Below are 19,445 nucleotides of genomic sequence, written 5' to 3'. Positions count from 1 at the left end.
AGAAAGCGAGTCCAGACAGTCTGGGTAAGCCCAGATCCAAAATAATTAACTCAAAGGATTCAGATTGACAGCAGCGCGAGCAGCTTCTCCATCTTTAACCAATCTACAATATAGCCAAATTGAGTTAAGCCGGCTTTAACCGCATCCCCAAGTAATTCATCGTCTTCAACAAGTAGCAATCTCATTGCCGCTCCTAATGTTAAGGCATGCCCTTAATGGGAATCGCCTGAGGGTTGTTGTTCTATTAAATGCCTGGTCAAGTAAATTGCTTGCAAAAAACAAAAATAAGAGTGAATCCTGCGCCACCGAATAGTTTAAAGTTAACCCAAATATCTGTGCTATAAAAGTAGGCAACATAAAGATTTAAGCCACCCATTACAATAAAAATACAGCCCATGCATAATTTAAACGATACCAGATTTTTTGCGGTAAGCTAATATTTCCATCCATCATTTTTTGAATAAGCGGTTTGCTGCCAATAAAGGAGGTGCCCAAAAACACTAAGGAGGTTAGCCAATAAATGCCAGTTGGCTTCCATTTTATAAACCATGGATTATGGAAAAATAAAGTTGCACCACCTAAAACAAAAATAAGTGCTAAACTGATTAGGTGCATTTTTTCATAACGCTGATGTTTCAGTCGATAAAAAGCAACCTGAATGAGTGCTGCCCCCATCGCGATAGCAGTAGCATTATAAATTCCGAATAATTTATAACTAATAAAAAAATCAAAATCGGGAAAAAATCAAAGAGTAATTTCATGGTTTTTTGTTAATTTCCAACATTTCAATAAGTATAACACAGGATTTGTAACTCTCATGCAACTGTAATGTAGTTGTATTTATTTATAATTAACTTGCTTTAGAGGCAGGTTTAGCTCTGGTGCTAATCTACACTTGCCTAGGTTTAATAAACTGGATAAAGATAAAGTGAATTATCCAGGCTATTAAACATGTTTATTCTATTAAACATGCTTATTCTTTTTTCGTAATTGAAAAATCAGCCAATTACCAGTTTTTGCCCGGGGCGTAGTAGTTTTTTGTTGATCGAAGGATTTAATCTGGTTAAGACTGCAACTGTGGTGTTGTTACGTTTCGCAATACTACTCAAATTATCGCCTGCTTTAACAATGTAAACACCATATTTTACTGTAGTTTTCCATATTGTTAATTGTGAGCCAGTTTTTAATGGTTGTTTCCCTTTAATATGGTTCCAAAGCCGAATATTAGCTGCTGAAACATTATATTTTTCTCTAATGATTGGTAGGTATCGCTTGCTTGAACAATATGGAGAACTTTATAGCTTTGTGCCGTTGCTGGTTGGTCAGTGGTTGTGGCCACAGGCTTTTTCGCTGCAGCAACCGTTGTGTTCTTTGTACTGGGTATTAACACAGATTGCCCCAATTTTAATTTATCTGATTTTAGCTGATTAAGTTCTCGAATTAATTTGACAGTAGTGAAATATCGACGAGCAATAGAACCTAAAGTATCACCTGAGCGCACTTGATGTCGCGTCCAGCTGACTCGCTTTCCTCCGGAACATTGGCTAGATTACGATTAAAATGAGCTACTTTATCGGCTGGAATAAGAAGTTTGAAAGGCTTATAAGGTGCTGTTGTCCAACGATTAAATCCAGGATTTAACTTAATTAAATCTTTGTAAGAAATACCTGCGAGTTTCGCTGCATGATTCAGATCAATTTGGCTCCCGATATTCACTTCTTCAAAATAGGGAACATGAGGAATGTCAGGCAGTGTTACGCGGTAACGCTGTGGGTATTTAATGATCTCAGCGAGGGCAAGCAAGCGAGGTACATAGGCTTTCGTTTCTTGTGGAACGGGTAAAGTCCAGAAGCTAATGTTTCGCGAGTATTGACGACTGTTTTTGATAGCACGGGAAACGGTTCCTTCACCAGAATCGTAGGCTGCAATAGCAAGTATCCAATTACCGTTAAAGTATTTATTGAGATAGGTTAGGTAATTGAGAGCTGCATCGGTTGAAGGACGAATACTACGGCGACCATCAAACCACCAGTCCTGTTTAAGACCGAGATTATTCCCTGTACCTGGCATTAATTGCCAGAGGCCTGCAGCTCCAGCCCCTGAGTAGGCAAATGGATCGTAAGCACTCTCAATCATGGGTAATAAGGCAATTTCACCAGGCATTCTTCTTTTTTTAATTTCAGTAACAATATGATAGATATAAGGTTCTGACTGAGCCAGTTTTTGCAGATAGCTTGGATGTGAAACCAGCCAACGTAATTGTGTTTGCACTTCAGGTTGCGATACTTCATGGTTTAAGGCGAATTGATTGCGCAATACATCCCAGACATTGGGTGCCGCATAAACAGTATTAGAAAACAGATAAGCACTGGTTAGTAAAAAGAAACACCTAAAAAGATTAATTGGTCTAAACTTCATTGGTCTAAACTTCAATGTGACAGCCTATTATGAATTAATGGCTGGACAGTGTACTAAATAAAATTCCAGCAAGAAACCCTTTTTGTTCTGACATAAAACTAAAAGGTTTAAATTAACTCTAATTGTTAAGAAAAGTTGTCTTTATCGGCTCTTAATTGTTTAAATACTGACAAAGAATCGGTATTTTTATTGCCTTTAAGCGCCATATAATTTTGCATACTCTGCAGGTGAGTACGGAAAAAAGGGTTGATTTCTTTTTCGAGAGCAATATTGGAAGGTAAAGAACGTTGATTTTCTTTTGCCATTAACCGATGTGCATGTTGGCGAATAGCTAAGTTGTCTGGTTCTACAGTTGCTGCAAAATGAAGATTACGGCGTGTATATTCGTGAGCACAATAAATCTGCGTTGTATCTGGTAAGGCTTTGAGTTTTTGCAGTGAAGCAAATAAATCTTCTATAGTCCCGTCAAATACACGACCACAACCAGCAGAAAATAGTGTATCACCGCAAAATAACCAACCATATTCTGGTTCGTATAGACTGATATGGGTCGCTGTATGGCCGGGAGTATTTAAGACTTGGAAATGATAGGGAGGGAGAGTCAAAACATCACCGTCTTGCAGGATATGATTCACTTGCGGTATGCGAGGGTCTTTAGGACCATAGATGGCGATTCCAGGATAGCTATTGATAAGCTCGCTCACGCCATCGGTATGATCATAGTGATGATGAGTTAATAAAATAGCCTTCAGTTTAAGTTCTTCTTGTGTTAGGAATGTTAAGACTGGTTTAGCGTCACCAGGATCGACACAAATGGCTGTTTTCTCTTCTTCATTCACTAGCAGCCAGATATAATTATCGTTAAAAGCTGGAATAGGTAGGATTGTCATTGCAAACTCCTTTTCACTCTATGTTTAGTCTAGAGTAAATAACTCAACTTTCAATGCTAAACGAAGAAACACCCGGATTAAAAAATTCACGTAATTGCTGCAGGATAACTTTCATTTCTTCAGCGAGAACGTAAGGAGGATTAATAATCCATAAACCGCAACCTGTCATACCTGATTGCATAGCATTTGTTAAGTAAAACTCAAGATGCAATGAACAGCTTGCTTCGATTGCTTTTAATCCTCGCAATAACTGTTCGTGTAGTCGTTTGTCTACGATGGGATACCAAAGGCAAAAGACACCGGTAGAAAACGACGATAAGCCGATTTTAGGAGCTGAGGTATTTGCTTATAATCTGTTTTAACCTCATAAGAAGGATCAATAAAAATTAAGCCACGGCGTTCTACGGGTGGAAGTAAGGCATGAAGACTTGCTACCCCATCTTCATGGCTGAAAAATACCCGTTTGCCATAATGGGGTAAGGATTCTAAATACTCGAATTCTCGAGGATGCAATTCGCAACAAAATAATCTATCTTGGGGACGTAAAAGCTCAATAGCAAGACATGGTGAGCCAGGATAGAAGCGTAATGTATTAAGTTGATTAATCTTGTCAATAGCTTGTAAATAGGGAGTGAATAGGGAGGATAATTGTTTTTTATGCTCCCATACTAAATGAATACCCTGAAGATACTCACCTGTTTTAGCAGCCTGGTTGTCATGTAAATCATACATCCCTCGTCCCGAATGGGTTTCCAAATAAAAAATCGGTTTTTCCTTACCAATCATATAATTGATAAGACGAGTTAAGGTTAAATGTTTGACGACATCAGCAAAATTGCCGGCATGATACCCATGTTGATAACTCAGCATAAAGGAAACTTAAATAAAAGAAGATGCTGAAGTATAGCTTTATGCGATCGCTAATCCAATCCTTGATGACTTTTTCAGCGCTAGCTATTTTAGCTTTGACTATAACGAGCAATGAATCATTATTATTGTATCCATACGTTACTCGCCTAATGCTTCTGTTAAAAAACAATAGTATGCACCTAAAAAGGCAATAACTGCCAGCAATATCAGGATAATTTAATCATAATCGCTGCGAGTAAACTGCCCAAAACACCTGATAACGATTCAGCTGATACCTGTAGAGATTGGTTGTTTCCTATTGCTTTGCCTTGTTCATTATTTGCTGTTGATACTGATAACAAGGTTGCACCAGCTGGAAGGCAAATAGCTAAAGCCAGGGAGGTTAAAAAGAGAATTACCCATAGCGCGTTGATAGTATTGGCAATAATGATCATGAAAAAACCGGTGAATGCAGCAGAAACAATAGTGATATTTTTGGTCCTATAACGTTGGGACAAAAAACGGTTAGCCAGAGATTGCTCAAGATGATTGGGACCGTAATCCAAGCTATAAATTGTGAAAGCTGCCCCAATTGCACATGAAGTTCATCAACTAAATACATGGGATAGCAGCGAAACAAGCCAAGGCATTGGTGTGAATACAGTAATCATTAAACTATAACCAACAAAGCCAAAAATATCACTCAGTACAAGGGTAATACAGCATTTAAGAGATTTGGCTTGCCTGGTTGTAATTTTGCTGATTTCATTGAATTTCCAAAAAGCAATTTATCTTAATATTGCCAGTTTTCGATTTTATAATCTAAGTCTTTATTGGTAAAAATTACTCTAACTATTTTGCACTATACTTAGGGTGACAAGAGGCCAAAATGGAGGCTGTTATGAGTTTGCCAAGAGAATATGATGATGAGAATTACTCTTTTACAGAATATTCTTATGATGAAGAAGACGTAGATCAATTAAGTCATAAAAAGCGAGTGCGTAAAATGCTGGAGGAAAAACTGGAACGCAAACGGTTAAGAGAAGAGCTTGAAGAAGAATGGGATTCAGATTTCGATTGGGATGATATCGAACGTTGATTACTCAGCTAAAACCCTCAATCATAAGTCTAGCTTATATGATTGAGTTGATTAGCTGCATTAACGGTATTTTGTAATAAGGTAGTAATTGTCATAGGACCTACTCCGCCAGGAACGGGTGTTATCCAGGCGACTTTGTCTTTAGCGCGTTTAAAATCCACATCGCCACGGATTGTGTTATCAGCTAAGCGATGAATACCCACATCGATAATTACTTGTTGGGCATTCAACCAATCCACGTTTATAACATCAAGAACACCTGCGGCAACCACTATTAAATCTGCTATTTTTACGTACTGTTCCAAATGTTGGGTAAAACGATGACAAATAGTTACAGTAGCACCAGCCAAGAGAAATTCCATGGCCATTGGACGGCCTACGATGTTGGATGCACCAATGACAACGGTATGTTTGCCGGAAAGAGGAATTCGGTAAAACTTCAGTAAATTAATAATGCCATAGGGCGTACAAGGCCTCAGCAGTGGATTGCGTTGGGCAAGACGACCAACATTATAGGGATGGAAGCCATCGACATCTTTTGCGGGATTAATACACTCTATAATTTTGTTGCTATCGATTCCTTCTGGTAAAGGTAATTGTACTAAAATGCCATCTACTTCGGGAGATTGATTTAATTCTTCAATTAAATTAAGCAATGCAGTTTCAGTAGTGTTTTCTGGCAAATCATAGGCATAAGAATTGATACCTACTTCCAAGCAAGCCTTACGCTTATTGGCAACATAAATACCAGAAGCCGGGTCATCTCCTACTAGAACTACCGCTAGTCCAGGGGCACGCAATCCCTTTGTTTGCCTGGCCTGTACAAGCGCTTTAATTTCCCTTTTATATTGTGCAGCAACTAATTTGCCGTCTAATAGAGATGCGGTCATATTATGCAATAAGAATAAGTTTGAATGGCATTATGAAATAGCAAGACCTCTTATGCAATGATCCCAGCTTGATGAGAGTTTGTTAATAATAGGACAATGACTGTTATTGATGAGCATTGCTGCACAGAAAATGACCGCCAGTGTTCATTTTTAGTAGAATTAATCTAACGAGCTCTAAGACTTACACATACCCTAGACAAATGTGTTCCGGTGTTATACATTGGCCGTTTTTCAGCGGGAAAAGCGAATGCGTATTGCCTTAGGGGTTGAATACGATGGTAGCCAGTATCATGGCTGGCAAGCGCAAACAGGCCTGCGCACGGTGCAATTGGTATTAGAACAGGCTTTAGCTAAGGTGGCCGATCAAGAAATCGGTATTGTCTGTGCGGGTAGAACTGATACTGGTGTGCATGCTACCAACCAGATTATTCATTTTGATTGTGAAAAAGAGAGAACTATCCGCTCTTGGATTCATGGTGCAAATTCTTTTCTCCCCAAAGATGTGTGTGTGAAATGGGGACGAGAAATGCCCGAGGATTTTCATGCTCGTTATTCTGCGCTATCACGACGGTATCGGTACATTATTTATAATTCACCGATTCGACCAGCGCTTATGCGCAGTAGTGTGACTTGGCAGTATCGTCAACTTGATCACCGAGCGATGCAGGACGCTGGTCAACACTTGATTGGCGAAAATGATTATACTTCTTTCCGCTCTGTAGAATGTCAATCCAAGACACCAATGCGTAATGTTCATCATTTACAGGTACAGCGTAATGGTGATTTGGTAATGATTGATATTACTGCAAATGCCTTTTTGCACCATATGGTGAGGAATATAGCGGGTGTTTTAATTGCTGTTGGTTCAGGAAAAAGACCAATTCCTTGGGTAAACGAAGTCCTACAGGCAAAAGATCGGCGTCTTGGTGCTGAAACGGCACCACCTTATGGGTTATATCTGGTTGCAGTTAGTTACCCCAAAGAATTCGGGGTAATCGAAGGAAATCCTGGACCTTTGTTTTTGTGGGAGCGTTAATTGATTCAGGATAGGGTGAGAATTAAAATCTGTGGAATGACTCAGGAGCGGGATATAGCACAGGCTATTGCTTTGGGCGTTGATGCCATTGGTTTAATTTTTATTCTAAAAGTGCCCGCTGTATTTCAATGACGCAAGCAAAAAAATTGTTAGCTAAGAGCCCGGTTTTCGTAGATGTTGTTGCAGTATTAGTAAATCCTACCTCGGCGCAAGTTGATGAGATTATCAGCGACTTACCGATTCAATGGTTACAATTTCATGGTGAAGAATCTCCGGAATTTTGTAGTCAATTCAAAAACCGTATATTAAGGCTATCCAGGCAACATCTACACAGGCCATTGAGCATTGGGTTGCCCAGCATAAGAATGCGGCTGCTATTCTTTTAGATACACCATCGCTACAACATGGTGGTACTGGAGAAGTATTTGATTGGAAGTTAATTCCGAAAAATCTACAGAAGCCAATGATTTTAGCGGGTGGCCTCAATCCAACTAACGTTGTGCAAGCTGTAAACTTGCATTCACCTTATGCAGTTGATGTTTGCAGTGGAGTTGAGATATCAGCGGGGGTCAAGGATCGCGATAAAATGAGCCAATTTGTTAATGCATTATGGGGTAAAAAATGATTGAAAAAGAGCTTCCAGACAATCGTGGTCATTTTGGGCCTTATGGTGGAATGTTTGTAGCTGATACATTAGTGCATGCATTGGAGCAATTACAAAAAGCTTATGAACATTATCGACAAGATGCAAAATTTTTAGCGGAATTAAGATCTGAATTACGGGATTATGTAGGGCGTCCGACACCGCTTTATTATGCTGAGCGCTTAAGTTTAAAAATGGGAGGCGCAAAAATCTATCTAAAGCGTGAAGATTTAAATCACACAGGCGCACATAAGATTAACAATACAGTTGGGCAAGCTTTGCTTGCCAAACGTATGGGGAAAACCCGGATTATTGCCGAAACTGGTGCAGGTCAGCACGGGGTGGCATCTGCAACCGTGGCTGCTAAACTTGGTCTGAAATGCGTTGTTTATATGGGCTCAGAGGATATTAAACGCCAGGCAAGTAACGTCTATAGAATGAAATTGTTGGGAGCCGAGGTTGTGCCAGTAACTGCCGGCTCAAAAACGTTAAAAGACGCTCTTAATGAAGCGATGCGTGATTGGGTCTCTAATATAGATGATACGTTCTATATTATCGGTACGGTAGCAGGTCCTCATCCTTACCCGCAGATGGTAAGAGATTTCCAAGCAATAATCGGTGAAGAAGCAAGAGCGCAAATTTTAGAAAAAACAGGGCAATTGCCTAATGCTCTTGTTGCCTGTGTTGGCGGAGGCTCTAATGCTATGGGATTGTTTTATCCTTTTCTAAACGATGAATCTGTCGCTATTTATGGAGTAGAAGCGGGTGGAAAAGGTATTGAAACAGGAGAACATGCTGCTTCTCTAATTGCTGGAAAACCCGGTGTTTTGCATGGCAATCGAACCTATTTGCTTTGTGACGAACACGGTCAAATAAAAGACACTTATTCAATATCCGCTGGACTTGATTATCCCGGCGTAGGGCCAGAGCATGCCTATCTAAAAGATAGTGGACGGGTAGAATATGTTGCAATTAATGATGATGAAGCTCTGGATGCTTTCCGCACACTAACCAGAATAGAAGGTATCATCCCTGCTTTAGAGTCTAGTCATGCAGTAGCTTATGCCATGAAGCTCGCAAAAACGATGTCAGCGCAACAGTGTATTATTGTTAATTTGTCTGGTCGTGGTGATAAAGATATGCATACAGTCGCCAGTATTGATGGTTTATCAGTGTAGTAAGTCAGGATAAAAATTAAAGGTAATCTATGAATCGAATTGATATAACATTAGAGCAATTGCGGGCTAGTGGTAAAAAATGTTAAGCCCGTATATTACAGCAGGTGATCCACACCCTGATCTGACGGTGCCTTTAATGCATGAATTAGTAAAAGCAGGTGCTAATGTACTTGAAATAGGTATTCCTTTTTCTGATCCTATGGCTGAAGGCCCTGTTATTCAAGCTGCTATGGAACGTGCCTTGAGCTATGATATTAGTTGTGACGATGTATTAGCCATGATCGAAAAATTCCGCGAACAGGATAAACAGACGCCAATCGTATTGATGGGTTATGTTAACCCTGTAGAACAATATGGTTATGAGCAGTTTGCCCAGCGGGCCAAGCAAGTCGGTGTTGATGGGACAATTCTGGTTGATTTACCACCAGAAGAAAGCGCTTTAATTGCCCCACTTTGGCTGGAGCAGGGTTTACACAATATTTATTTATGTTCGCCAACTACTTCAAATGAGCGCATGGAAATGATTAATCGTTATGGTAGTGGTTATCTTTATTATGTTTCATTAAAAGGGGTTACAGGTTCAAGTAATTTTGATTTACAGTCTGTTCGGGAGCAATATCAGCAACGCAAGTCACAAACCAATCTCCCCTTAATGGTAGGATTTGGCATCAAAACTGCTGCAATGGCAGCAGGAGTTGCTCAATTTGCTGACGGCGTTGTTGTTGGAGCAGCTTTGATCAGTCAACTATTGAATGCCTATAAGTCAAACGATAATGTGCCTGCTGCGGGCGCTTCTTTGATAAATGCGATGCGGCGTGCGATGGATAACAACGAGTAAGATGATTATGAACGAAAATAGTGAAAAAAGACCTCATTTTATTAGACAATTGATTTCAGAAGAGCTAGCCAGTGGTAAGCATCAAGATGTTATAACTCGTTTTCCGCCAGAGCCTAATGGCTATTTACATATTGGACATGCTAAATCAATTTGTTTGAATTTTGGTTTGGCTGAAGAGTTTGCGGGGCGATGTTATTTACGTTTTGATGATACGAATCCTATCAAGGAAGAAGAAGAGTTTGTTAATGCAATTATCGATGATGTGAAGTGGTTAGGGTTTAAATGGTGTGATATGACCCACTCTTCTGACTATTATCAACAATTGTATGATTACGCGGTTGATCTAATTAAACAGGGTAAGGCTTATGTCGATAGTTTGAGCATGGAAGAAATTCGCGCTTACCGTGGTACTTTACAAGAGCCTGGCCGTGAAAGTCCTTACCGCAATCGCTCCATTGCTGAAAACCTTGATTTGTTTGCAAGAATGAAGGCGGGTGAGTTTGCCGACGGGGCGCATGTATTGCGTGCACGTATCGATATGCAGGCAGGTAATGTCAACATGAGGGATCCGGTTCTTTACCGGATAAGACATGCTTACCATCAGCGTACAGGGAATGACTGGTGCATCTATCCCATGTATGACTATGCTCATCCATTGTCAGATGCTTTGGAAAAAATAACTCATTCTTTATGTACGTTGGAGTTTCAGGATCATAGGCCTCTTTATGATTGGTTTATAAATAATTTGCCAGTTCCGGCAAAACCAGTACAAACTGAATTTGCCCGACTCAATTTATCGCATACAGTTACTAGTAAACGTAAACTCAGAGAGCTTGTTGAGAAAAAAATTGTTACTGGTTGGGATGATCCGCGTTTACCCACATTGCGTGGTATGCGCAAACGAGGCTATCCGCCGGCAGCTCTTAAGCAATTCTGTGAAATCATTGGTATTTCACGGAGTGATTCAGTCATTGATATGTCTTTGCTGGAAGAGTGTGTACGGGATGAATTAAATAAAACAGCAAAACGTGCTCTCTGTGTACTTGAGCCATTAAAGGTGGTAATTGAAAACTACCCAGAAGGCAAGGTGGAAGAATTAGAAGCACCATTTCACCCGCAAGATCCACAAGCAGGAAATCGTATTTTGCCTTTTAGTAAAGAGATTTATATTGAACGGAGTGATTTTATGGAAGATCCTCCGAAAAAATATTTCCGTTTATCTCCCGGAGCTGAGGTTCGTCTAAGGCATGCCTATGTGATCCGCTGCACAGAAGTAATTCATGATACGCAAGGTAATATTAGTGAATTGCGCTGTACCTACGATGAAGATACTTTGGGAAAAAATCCGGCTGATCGGAAAGTAAAAGGCGTTATTCATTGGGTATCCTGTGAACAAGCTCATCCAGTCACTGTTTATCAATTTGATCGTTTATTTAATGATGCCAATCCAGCGCGAGAAGAGGATTTTTCTGCAATTTCTCAATCATGATTCTTTGCAGGTACAACAGGCTTTTTGCGAACCTTCGTTAGCTAAACAGCCTTTAGAAGAAGTTTTTCAATTTGAGCGCTTAGGCTATTACTGCGTCAATCAATTGAATGATGACAAGGTTAGTGCGTTTCATCGCGTCGTAGGCCTTAAAGATACTTGGGGAAAAATGAGCTAAGGGGCTGGCATGTTAAATCTTTATAATTCACTTACACGAACGAAAGAACCATTTAAACCGATGCAACCAGGTAAAATTGGGATGTATGTTTGTGGTATTACGGTTTATGACCGCTGTCATTTAGGCCATGCTCGCTCGATGGTTTGTTTTGATGTCATTGTTCGTTTCTTACGTTCTCAAGGTTATGTAGTGACGTATGTACGCAACATTACTGATATTGATGACAAGATTATCATTCGTGCTAATGAGCGCGGCGTATCGATTAGTGAGTTAACTAGTGAGTACATCAAGGCAATGCATGATGATGCATTTGCCTTAAATATTCTGCCCCCTGATATAGAACCACGAGCGACAGGACATATTGATTCGATTATTAAATTAATCCAACGATTAATTGATACTGAGCATGCCTATGTCAGTGATAACGGTGATGTTTGTTATCAGGTGGATTCTTTCAAAGATTATGGCAAATTATCCCACAAAGACTTGGACGGTCTAATGGCTGGTGCTCGAATTGAGGTAGTAAAAGAAAAACGTTCGCCTCTGGATTTCGTTTTGTGGAAAAAGCAAAATCTGGTGAGCCAAGTTGGTCGTCTCCATGGGGAGAAGGGCGTCCCGGTTGGCATATTGAATGTTCAGCAATGGCAATGCATGAATTGGGTGAACAATTTGATATTCACGGTGGGGGATTAGATTTACAATTTCCTCATCACGAAAATGAAATTGCTCAGAGTGAGGCAGCAAGTGGTAAAAATTTCGCTAATTATTGGCTTCATGTAGGTATGCTACAGGTCAATAATGAGAAGATGGCGAAATCAGTGGGTAATTTCTTTACGATTGAAGATGTATTACACCAACATCATCCCGAAGTCATTCGCTACTTTTTACTAAGTAGCCACTATCGCAGTTCATTAAACTACTCCGAAGAAAATTTACAGAATGCTCGTAAAGCGTTGACAAGACTTTATCAATCTTTAAAAGAGGTTGAACTAAGTGCCCAGCATGAAATCGATAATGAATGGGTTGCGCAGTTTAACCAGGCCATGAATGATGATTTTAATACACCGGTTGCCTTGGCAGTTTTGTTTCAGTTAAGTCACGAACTGAATAAGACTAATTCACTATCTCTAGCTGCTACGTTAAAACATTTGGCTTCTTTATTAGGTTTGCTTCAAGCTGAGCCAGAATCTTTTTTACAGGCAGGCTTGCAAGATGATGAGAAAGATCAGATTGAGACCCTGATTAAGGAGCGATTGGAAGCACGTGCAGCACGTAACTGGGCACGAGCTGACGAAATTAGAGCCATCTTGGCAAATAAAGGAATTGAATTGGAGGATGGAGCAAATGGTACGACATGGAGAAAACGAGGGGAGTAGCGATCGCATTTCTCTACTATTTTTTGAGCAGGCGAGTTAGCCATAAAGAGATGCAACTATCCTTTGTCTCGTACTGACTAGAATCTTCTCACCGGGCGACAAGTGAAATGACTTGCCAGCCCTCTTTCATGTATACAAAACAGCGCAGGAAAGATATGATATAATTTTCTGTTTACCTTGAATAATAAGTGCATCGCATTAATGCATATTGTCCATTGTTTTTGGAATTATAAATGTATCAGTTTAATAATCCCCCTTCTGAAAAAATAGTTTAGAAGAGGAAAGGTTATATTCTTCATATTGCAATATAGGGTCCAAATTAGAAGAGACGAATAATAATCATTCAATGATGAATGAAGACGCAGACACATACTCTGATTCATATTCAGATGATTCTAGTATGAGCCAAGAGTCTTGGATAAATGAAGTAATCTATGTTCGTGGCGAACAATTCGCATTAATTGGCATTGCTACCGATAGTCGAGAACTGGAAGATTTAGTCACGAAACGCAGATTTTTTCTCTCCACGGTTGGAGAATTTTATTACAACGGAATCGGTTTGCATGCAGATTCTTTAAAGACATCTGCTGAACTGGCAGTTTGTGGTGGTAAACTATTTGCTTTGCTTATGGGAAAGGCACAGCCAATTTACTTTGTTGGAGAAACAATTAGAGATGAAGAGGATGAATACAGATATTATCTAATAAGCACAAAGGTCAATTTTATTGCCCAAGAAAAGAAATTTTTGGTTTAAATAAACCTATCGTTGATTTAATTACTTCTTTGATTATCAGTTATTTCTTAGGAGATTTTGATATCAGTAATATCGGAGTCATTCAAGGCGATAATGTATTGCAGGTAGTCAGATTTGATCCGGAGTTTTGTTTTTCTTCTTATTTTTTGGGTGAACATAATACTTATCAGGCGATCTTAAAAGAACTAAGATTTATCTTCGATCTTGATTTGGGTAATGTACCTGAAGAAAGAGCAAACAGATTGCACGAAATCCTTCAAAGAAACGAAAGTAATTTTTTGCAAGGTGCTTTACCCAACGCGTATTGTGGGAACCGGAGTTTCTGGCTATTCTGAGCTCACCGCGAAGAAAAGAAGAAATTTTTAAAGCGTTGGATAGAATCACAACGACATTATTTATGCAATATCAGTACATAATCGATACAACAATTAGTCATGAGGAAATAAGAGAAGTACTAAAAAGTACATTAACACTACGAAGAGGGATTTTTAGTCAAGTGAATGGAGAACTTAAACTTCGTTCGCAAGTTGTTACGGTACAAAATTCTGAAGAAGAAAATGAGATTAATAGTGGCATGTCATGGCATGTCTAAAGTAACAATTAAAACCTATTTTATACCTTTTATTTAATTGTTGATCTAATAAGGAAAATAAAACATGTTGTTTCCTATTTGGTAAATCATAATTTATGAACTACTTTTAAATTATGAAGCCCAAATAGGAGGGATAATGAGCGATCCACTCGGGGAACTAGAGAACTCATTAGCGTATATGTTTGAACTTCAGACAAAAAACAGGGAAATACATCAATCCTGACGTACAAAGATTAAAAATGCTTTAGATAACTACAGAAATGGTCCTTCAATTTCATTACAGGAATTGGTTGCAGCTGTAAAACAGGCACTGCCAGTCATCGTAAATTATGGAGTAGAACTGTATGTCGTGAAGATAAAAATGAATGCTTTAGCTGAAGAAAAGGGTTCATCCATCGACTGGGATCTCCCGGTTACCCGTTCTCGTTATAGGCCTCAATTTCAATTTGCAGCTTCTCTAAAAGTTCCAGCTAATGATTTCATTAGCTGGCTTTCTTCGCGTGCGAATAAGGATTTTTCTGAGCTTGATGGTCATGCTCAGGTGGAAATTCTTATTGCGGAAAGGGGAGAAAGAGAGTTTACGACAAAATTAGCTGAGCATTTACGTAATGAACCTGATTTTTTACTTAATTTAGTTATGACGTCACCGGACATTTTTAATCCCCTAATGGAAACTCGTATAGGATTTCAGTTGGAAAATCGGCAAATAGCAAAGGCTATTTGTTATCACTACTTACTGAAGATAGATGAGCAAGGTTCTTTTCAGAAATTGGAGGAAAAACTGCTGTGGTTGGACGATCTTTTAGCCAAAACAGGGCGTTCGATGGAAAAATTATTGGCGGATCCTTTGGCAAAAGCTGAATTGGATAAATCACCTATTCTTCACCTTTATATGAATGCAGAGCAGGTAGAGCAAGATCTGTCTTCAGACGGCATTCGCTTGTCTTAAAGCAAGGATTTAGTTAATGTTGGCTAGTGACACGTAAAATTTCTGCCAGTGACGTGTCACCAGCCAGAACTCGTTTGAATCCGTCCTCACGTATAGTGGGTGTGGTAGGGCGAAGGTAGTTATCAATAATCTGCAGACTTTCATTCCGGTGAATCATCCCCCCGTAAAATCTCATCGATGGTGATTAATTCATAAATACCTGTCCGACCGCGGTAGCCTAATTGATTACAATGCTCACAGCCCAGTGGTTCGCAAACTTTTGAGGTGTCGGTTCCAGCTTGAATGCCCATCAATTCCATCTCATCATCTCTCAGACTGTGGGGGGTTTTTGCAATGTTGACACAGCTTTCTGACTAAGCGCTGAGCAATCAAACCGACAATACTTGATGATAACAAAAATGATTCTACTCCCATATCATGCAATCGAGTTAAAGCTCCTAAGGCCGAGTTAGTATGTAAGGTTGACAGAACTAAATGGCCGGTTAAGCTTGCCTGAACGGCAATTTCAGCGGTTTCAAGATCACGGATTTCTCCAATCATGACTACATCAGGATCTTGGCGCAAAATTGCACGTAAGCCTTTAGCAAAGGTCATTTGCACTTTAGTATTCACTTGAGTTTGTCCTACACCGGGTAGATCATATTCAATTGGGTCTTCAATGGTTAAGATATTGCGACTAACCTGGTTAAGCTCCGTTAGCATCGCATAGAGTGAGGTGGTTTTACCGGAACCGGTAGGGCCAGTTACTAAGATGATGCCATGCGGCTGCGCAATCATCTGCCGCATGATAGTCATGGTTGTTTTGGGCATCCCTAAAAGACTTAAGTCCAATTGTGCAGTTTGCTTGTCTAAAATCCGCAAAACAATGCGCTCACCGTGATTGGAAGGAAGTGTGGATACACGAACATCAATATTATGACCACCAATACGCAGTGCAATACGGCCGTCCTGTGGAATGCGCTTTTCGGCAATATCCAATTTTGCCATCACTTTAACTCTTGATATGACCAGGGGGGCAATGGCACGCTGAATTTCTAATACTTCGTGTAGAACACCATCGATACGATTGCGTACCAGGACACGATTCTCATAGGTTTCAATGTGAATATCAGAGGCTTTTTGTTTGATAGCCTGAGTAAACAAAGCATTGAGTAAACGGATTATAGGGGCATCATCCTGATTATCAAGCAGATCTTCACTAATAGGTAATTGTCCGGCCAGAAGTGAGAGATCCATATCTTCTTCCATGCCTTCCGCGGCGTCAAGAATAGAGCCTTGTGATTGATAAATATGGGCTAGCTGTTGTTGAAACTCAGATTCATTAACTTCTTTAAGGACAAGCTTGCCGCCTAAAAGTCGTTTAATTTCGGCCAGAGTTTGTAAGGATGGAGCGGCTAAATAATAGATCAGAACGTTACCTTCTTCTTCTATAGTGGCGATAACACCTTGATTTTTTGCAAAAAGATAGGGTAGTCGTTTGGGCTTATCATTATTTTCCATGGCCATTACCCATGACTACGGTTTCTCTAGGTAGGGGAGCAAAAGGGCGCGGCAAAATTGCTGGCTGATTAAGAGGAGGCAACAATATTTGATCATCTGTCTCATTATAGTCCTCTTTACGTAACCAATCTAATTGATATTGGCGTATATTATTATACTTTGTACCAGAGATGTGTACGGCATCGTTTTCACTTTTTAGAATAATTGGTTTAATGAAGACCATCAGCACTCGCTTTTCACGGTTCCGGATATTGTGTTGGAAAAGGCGTCCGAGCCCAGGTATATCCCCAATAATAGGAATACGATTGTCATCTTTACCTAAACTGTCCTGGGTCAAGCCTCCAAGAACGACAATGTCGCCACTTTCTACATGCACTGACGTGACGATACTAGAAATTTTGAAAGTAGGGTTATCAGTATTTGTCGTACTGGCTGGATCAAGGGTATCGTTACCTTGATCGATTTGCAGTTGAATACCATTTCCGCGGGTAATCTGTGGTCTGACATACAGATGTAATGCGACGTTAACTCGATCAAAGGTTACATAAGGGCTTGCGGTGGTAGTTCCGCCAGCATTATTGGGATAAGTGGTCGTGGCGATAGAAACCTGTTTACCTACCAGGATTTTAGCTTGCCTATTATCCAATACGACAACAGAAGGCGTTGATAAAATATTTGCCTTGCGTTGTTGCGCCAGGGCATAAATTTGCGCTTGAAAATCATCAATAGATGTTTTTGAGTTGATAATAGCAAAGCCTGGCCTAAAATCACTTGGCTTACCCGTCTGCTGGTCTGATCCCCATTCTATACCTAGATTATTGATATCACTCTCATCAACTTCGGCAACCAAGGCTTCAATTAATAACTGTGCGGGACGAATATCCAATTGACTGATAACTGATTTTAAAATCCGAATAAGGCTTGCCGGAGCATTGATAATTATAGAGTTGGTATTGGGTTCTGCGATAATTTGCACAGTCGGTTTGGTCGTTCCTTCGTTTTGGGTACTAGCGCCACTTGTATTGGGTGTTGCAGCTGGATTACTGCCATAGGTTGTTTGAGAACTGGCAGCTGAAGACATACTGCTTTGGCTACCACTCGAAGAATTATTTACCAGATTTGAAGCAGGGTTAGTGCTATCAAGTTCAGGCCTGGTAATTGTCCCAATGGTAGTCCCAACATTGCCACTAAAATTGGCCTGTGCAATACCTGCCAAAATAGGCACTAAATCTTCGGCGCGCAAATAATGCAAGTATACGACCTGAGTATTACTATTGGTGCCATTAGGACTCTGCCGGTCTAATTTAGCAATTAACAGACGTAGTCTAATGCGTTCAGTTTTACTACCACTGAGTAAAATAGCATTGGATCGATCGTCGGCTGCTAACATGGTTTGGCTATGACCGCTGCCTGGTTGTGTTTTCACAATATCTTTTAAAGTACTAGCAACATCCATAGCCAGAGCATGTCGTAAAGGTATCATGTCAATGCCGTTAGAGGAGGAACTATCTACTTGTTTGATAATATGGGACAGTTGTTTAATGTTGCTGGCTCGTCCGGATAAAATCAGCATATTAGATGGGGCATAAGCAGATACACTACTCCATTGCGGCATGAGTGGACGGAGTACGGGAACAAGTTGTTCAGCTGGAACATAATGAACCGGTATAACTTCTACCATCATGTCATCACCCCGCGGTGGATTGCGCATTTGACTCAATAAATCCGGTGATTGAGTTTTGGCATCGATATTGGGGATAATTTTTATCACATTTCCGCTTGGTATGGCTGCATATCCAGAAACTTGCAAGATAGACAGGAATACCTGATATAACTCTTTATCAGACATCGGCGTACTAGAGACAATGGATATTTTGCCTTGTACGCGAGGGTCGATTACAAAATTTTTACCTGTAACGCGTGATACTTCAGCAATAACGGCACGAATATCTGCATTTCTAAGATTCCATAACTTTTGTTTTGTATTAAGTTGAGCTAATGAAGATTGCAGTTTTTCTTCCGGCTTAATTTCTTCAGTTTTATTTTCTTCAGCAACCAGTGGAGTTGCTGCAGGTAGGAGAGTAATTTGTTGTCGAGGTAGGCTAATTTGGGGCAGCGGTGTTTCTGCAAGTATTTGCTTTTGAATGGTTTGAACAAGATCGTAATCAGTCAGGGGGCCAACTTTGACAAAGTATAATTTTTTATCAGGTGATAAATCAATTCTGACAGGCTGTTTTGTTAAAGATGCAAGTTTAAATTTGAGCTGCAGGGCGTTATTTTCATGCGCAAAAGCACCTACATCAAGCATGTAGGCTGGGTTGCCTTCATAGATAACTTTTCTAATATTGACGTCAGCGGCATGAGCAAGGGTTAAATAGCATAAAACCACTACGTAAAACGCAATTTTTCGCATCAAACAACCATAGAATAATTGATACTGTCATCATAACTAAATTTAGAAGGATACAATAGCGTTTTTTCGGAGTGATTGGAGCGCAACCTACTTATTCGCAAAGAGGGCGTTTCCTCATTATTCAGGGAGTTAATCTTGTTTACAAGCAAACTAATCACCTTTCATAGATTTGCAATTAGGTAAGTCTATATGAATGAAGGTGGTGGCTATGGGTGGACTCGAACCACCGACCTCAGCATTATGAGTGCCGCGCTCTAACCGGCTGAGCTACATAGCCACAAGAGGCCGTGATTTTGTCGTTTAACGTGCTATATGTCAAGATAAAAATAACAAATTTTATTTTGTAGTTTGAGTGC

Annotated in this window: 11 protein-coding genes, 1 tRNA gene and 9 pseudogenes; 11 read left to right on the top strand and 10 right to left on the bottom strand. The window is 40.0% G+C overall.

The genetic code is table 11. The annotated features are described in order from the left end of the window. The 6 genes and pseudogenes from BN58_RS29930 to BN58_RS12585 form a co-directional block, all read right to left on the bottom strand. A pseudogene (locus tag BN58_RS29930) lies at nt 1-185 on the bottom strand (response regulator); the annotation flags it as partial. Between the two features lie 71 nt (nt 186-256). Continuing rightward, nucleotides 257-699 (bottom strand): annotated as a pseudogene (locus BN58_RS25025) (inner membrane-spanning protein YciB). A gap of 299 nt (nt 700-998) precedes the next feature. After that, nucleotides 999-2,418, bottom strand: a pseudogene (locus BN58_RS37055) (LysM peptidoglycan-binding domain-containing protein). Between the two features lie 125 nt (nt 2,419-2,543). Continuing rightward, complete coding sequence (gloB, locus tag BN58_RS12595) at nt 2,544-3,308, bottom strand: hydroxyacylglutathione hydrolase (protein WP_019217143.1); 765 nt, start codon at nt 3,306-3,308, stop codon at nt 2,544-2,546. 43 nt (nt 3,309-3,351) lie between these two features. Continuing rightward, nucleotides 3,352-4,178, bottom strand: a pseudogene (locus tag BN58_RS25015) (23S rRNA (adenine(2030)-N(6))-methyltransferase RlmJ). A gap of 206 nt (nt 4,179-4,384) precedes the next feature. Then, nucleotides 4,385-4,723: an MFS transporter gene (locus BN58_RS12585; RefSeq protein ID WP_019217141.1), complete on the bottom strand. Its 339-nt coding sequence runs from the start codon at nt 4,721-4,723 to the stop codon at nt 4,385-4,387. A 323-nt stretch (nt 4,724-5,046) separates the two neighbouring features. Between BN58_RS12585 and BN58_RS12580 the strand changes: the two genes are divergently transcribed. Beyond that, nucleotides 5,047-5,256 (top strand): hypothetical protein, encoded by a 210-nt coding sequence (locus tag BN58_RS12580; protein ID WP_232220586.1) that lies wholly within the window; start codon nt 5,047-5,049, stop codon nt 5,254-5,256. A 29-nt stretch (nt 5,257-5,285) separates the two neighbouring features. Here BN58_RS12580 and folD read toward each other — a convergent pair whose 3' ends face one another. Beyond that, nucleotides 5,286-6,146 (bottom strand): bifunctional methylenetetrahydrofolate dehydrogenase/methenyltetrahydrofolate cyclohydrolase FolD, encoded by an 861-nt coding sequence (folD, locus tag BN58_RS12575; RefSeq protein ID WP_019217139.1) that lies wholly within the window; start codon nt 6,144-6,146, stop codon nt 5,286-5,288. A 247-nt stretch (nt 6,147-6,393) separates the two neighbouring features. On the opposite strand from folD, the gene truA reads away from it, so the two are divergent. The 10 genes and pseudogenes from truA (at nt 6,394) to BN58_RS12515 (ending at nt 15,176) form a co-directional block, all read left to right on the top strand. Continuing rightward, nucleotides 6,394-7,182 carry a tRNA pseudouridine(38-40) synthase TruA gene (gene truA / locus BN58_RS12570; RefSeq protein ID WP_019217138.1) on the top strand — a complete coding sequence of 263 codons (789 nt, stop codon included), beginning with the start codon at nt 6,394-6,396 and terminating at the stop codon, nt 7,180-7,182. Continuing rightward, nucleotides 7,183-7,807: pseudogene (locus BN58_RS28600) on the top strand (phosphoribosylanthranilate isomerase). Continuing rightward, on the top strand, nt 7,804-9,003 hold the full coding sequence (gene trpB / locus BN58_RS12550; protein ID WP_019217135.1) for a tryptophan synthase subunit beta: 1,200 nt from the start codon (nt 7,804-7,806) through the stop codon (nt 9,001-9,003). Before BN58_RS28600 ends, trpB begins: the two are co-directional and overlap by 4 nt. 29 nt (nt 9,004-9,032) lie before the next feature. Beyond that, nucleotides 9,033-9,841, top strand: a pseudogene (gene trpA, locus BN58_RS25005) (tryptophan synthase subunit alpha). 7 nt (nt 9,842-9,848) lie between these two features. Next, nucleotides 9,849-11,505 (top strand): annotated as a pseudogene (locus BN58_RS25000) (glutamine--tRNA ligase/YqeY domain fusion protein). Between the two features lie 9 nt (nt 11,506-11,514). Next, nucleotides 11,515-12,881: pseudogene (gene cysS / locus BN58_RS24995) on the top strand (cysteine--tRNA ligase). 346 nt (nt 12,882-13,227) lie between these two features. Then, nucleotides 13,228-13,635 (top strand): hypothetical protein, encoded by a 408-nt coding sequence (locus BN58_RS12530; RefSeq protein WP_019217132.1) that lies wholly within the window; start codon nt 13,228-13,230, stop codon nt 13,633-13,635. A gap of 29 nt (nt 13,636-13,664) precedes the next feature. Next, nucleotides 13,665-13,970 (top strand): hypothetical protein, encoded by a 306-nt coding sequence (locus BN58_RS12525; protein ID WP_019217131.1) that lies wholly within the window; start codon nt 13,665-13,667, stop codon nt 13,968-13,970. Further along, a complete protein-coding gene (locus BN58_RS12520; RefSeq protein WP_019217130.1) occupies nt 13,940-14,227 on the top strand; it encodes a hypothetical protein in 288 nt (95 codons plus the stop codon). The genes BN58_RS12525 and BN58_RS12520 overlap by 31 nt, the downstream gene beginning before the upstream one ends. A gap of 286 nt (nt 14,228-14,513) precedes the next feature. Beyond that, the gene (locus tag BN58_RS12515) at nt 14,514-15,176 is read left to right on the top strand and encodes a hypothetical protein (protein WP_019217129.1); all 663 of its coding nucleotides are present in this window, start codon (nt 14,514-14,516) and stop codon (nt 15,174-15,176) included. A gap of 13 nt (nt 15,177-15,189) precedes the next feature. Here the strand turns inward: BN58_RS12515 and lspE are convergent. The 3 genes and pseudogenes from lspE to BN58_RS12500 all read right to left on the bottom strand — a co-directional run bounded on the left by lspE (nt 15,190) and on the right by BN58_RS12500 (nt 19,366). Then, nucleotides 15,190-16,676: pseudogene (gene lspE / locus BN58_RS24990) on the bottom strand (GspE family T2SS ATPase variant LspE). Next, nucleotides 16,666-19,089 carry a GspD family T2SS secretin variant LspD gene (gene lspD, locus BN58_RS12505; RefSeq protein ID WP_019217128.1) on the bottom strand — a complete coding sequence of 808 codons (2,424 nt, stop codon included), beginning with the start codon at nt 19,087-19,089 and terminating at the stop codon, nt 16,666-16,668. The pseudogene lspE and the gene lspD overlap by 11 nt, the downstream one beginning before the upstream one ends. Before the next feature lie 200 nt (nt 19,090-19,289). Then, nucleotides 19,290-19,366: transfer RNA gene (locus BN58_RS12500), tRNA-Met, on the bottom strand. Nucleotides 19,367-19,445: the final 79 nt, after the last annotated feature.

This window comes from Legionella tunisiensis (assembly GCF_000308315.1).
Taxonomy (GTDB): domain Bacteria; phylum Pseudomonadota; class Gammaproteobacteria; order Legionellales; family Legionellaceae; genus Tatlockia; species Tatlockia tunisiensis.
Note: the sequence above shows the minus strand (reverse complement) of the source record. Positions and strands in the feature narration are given on the sequence as shown.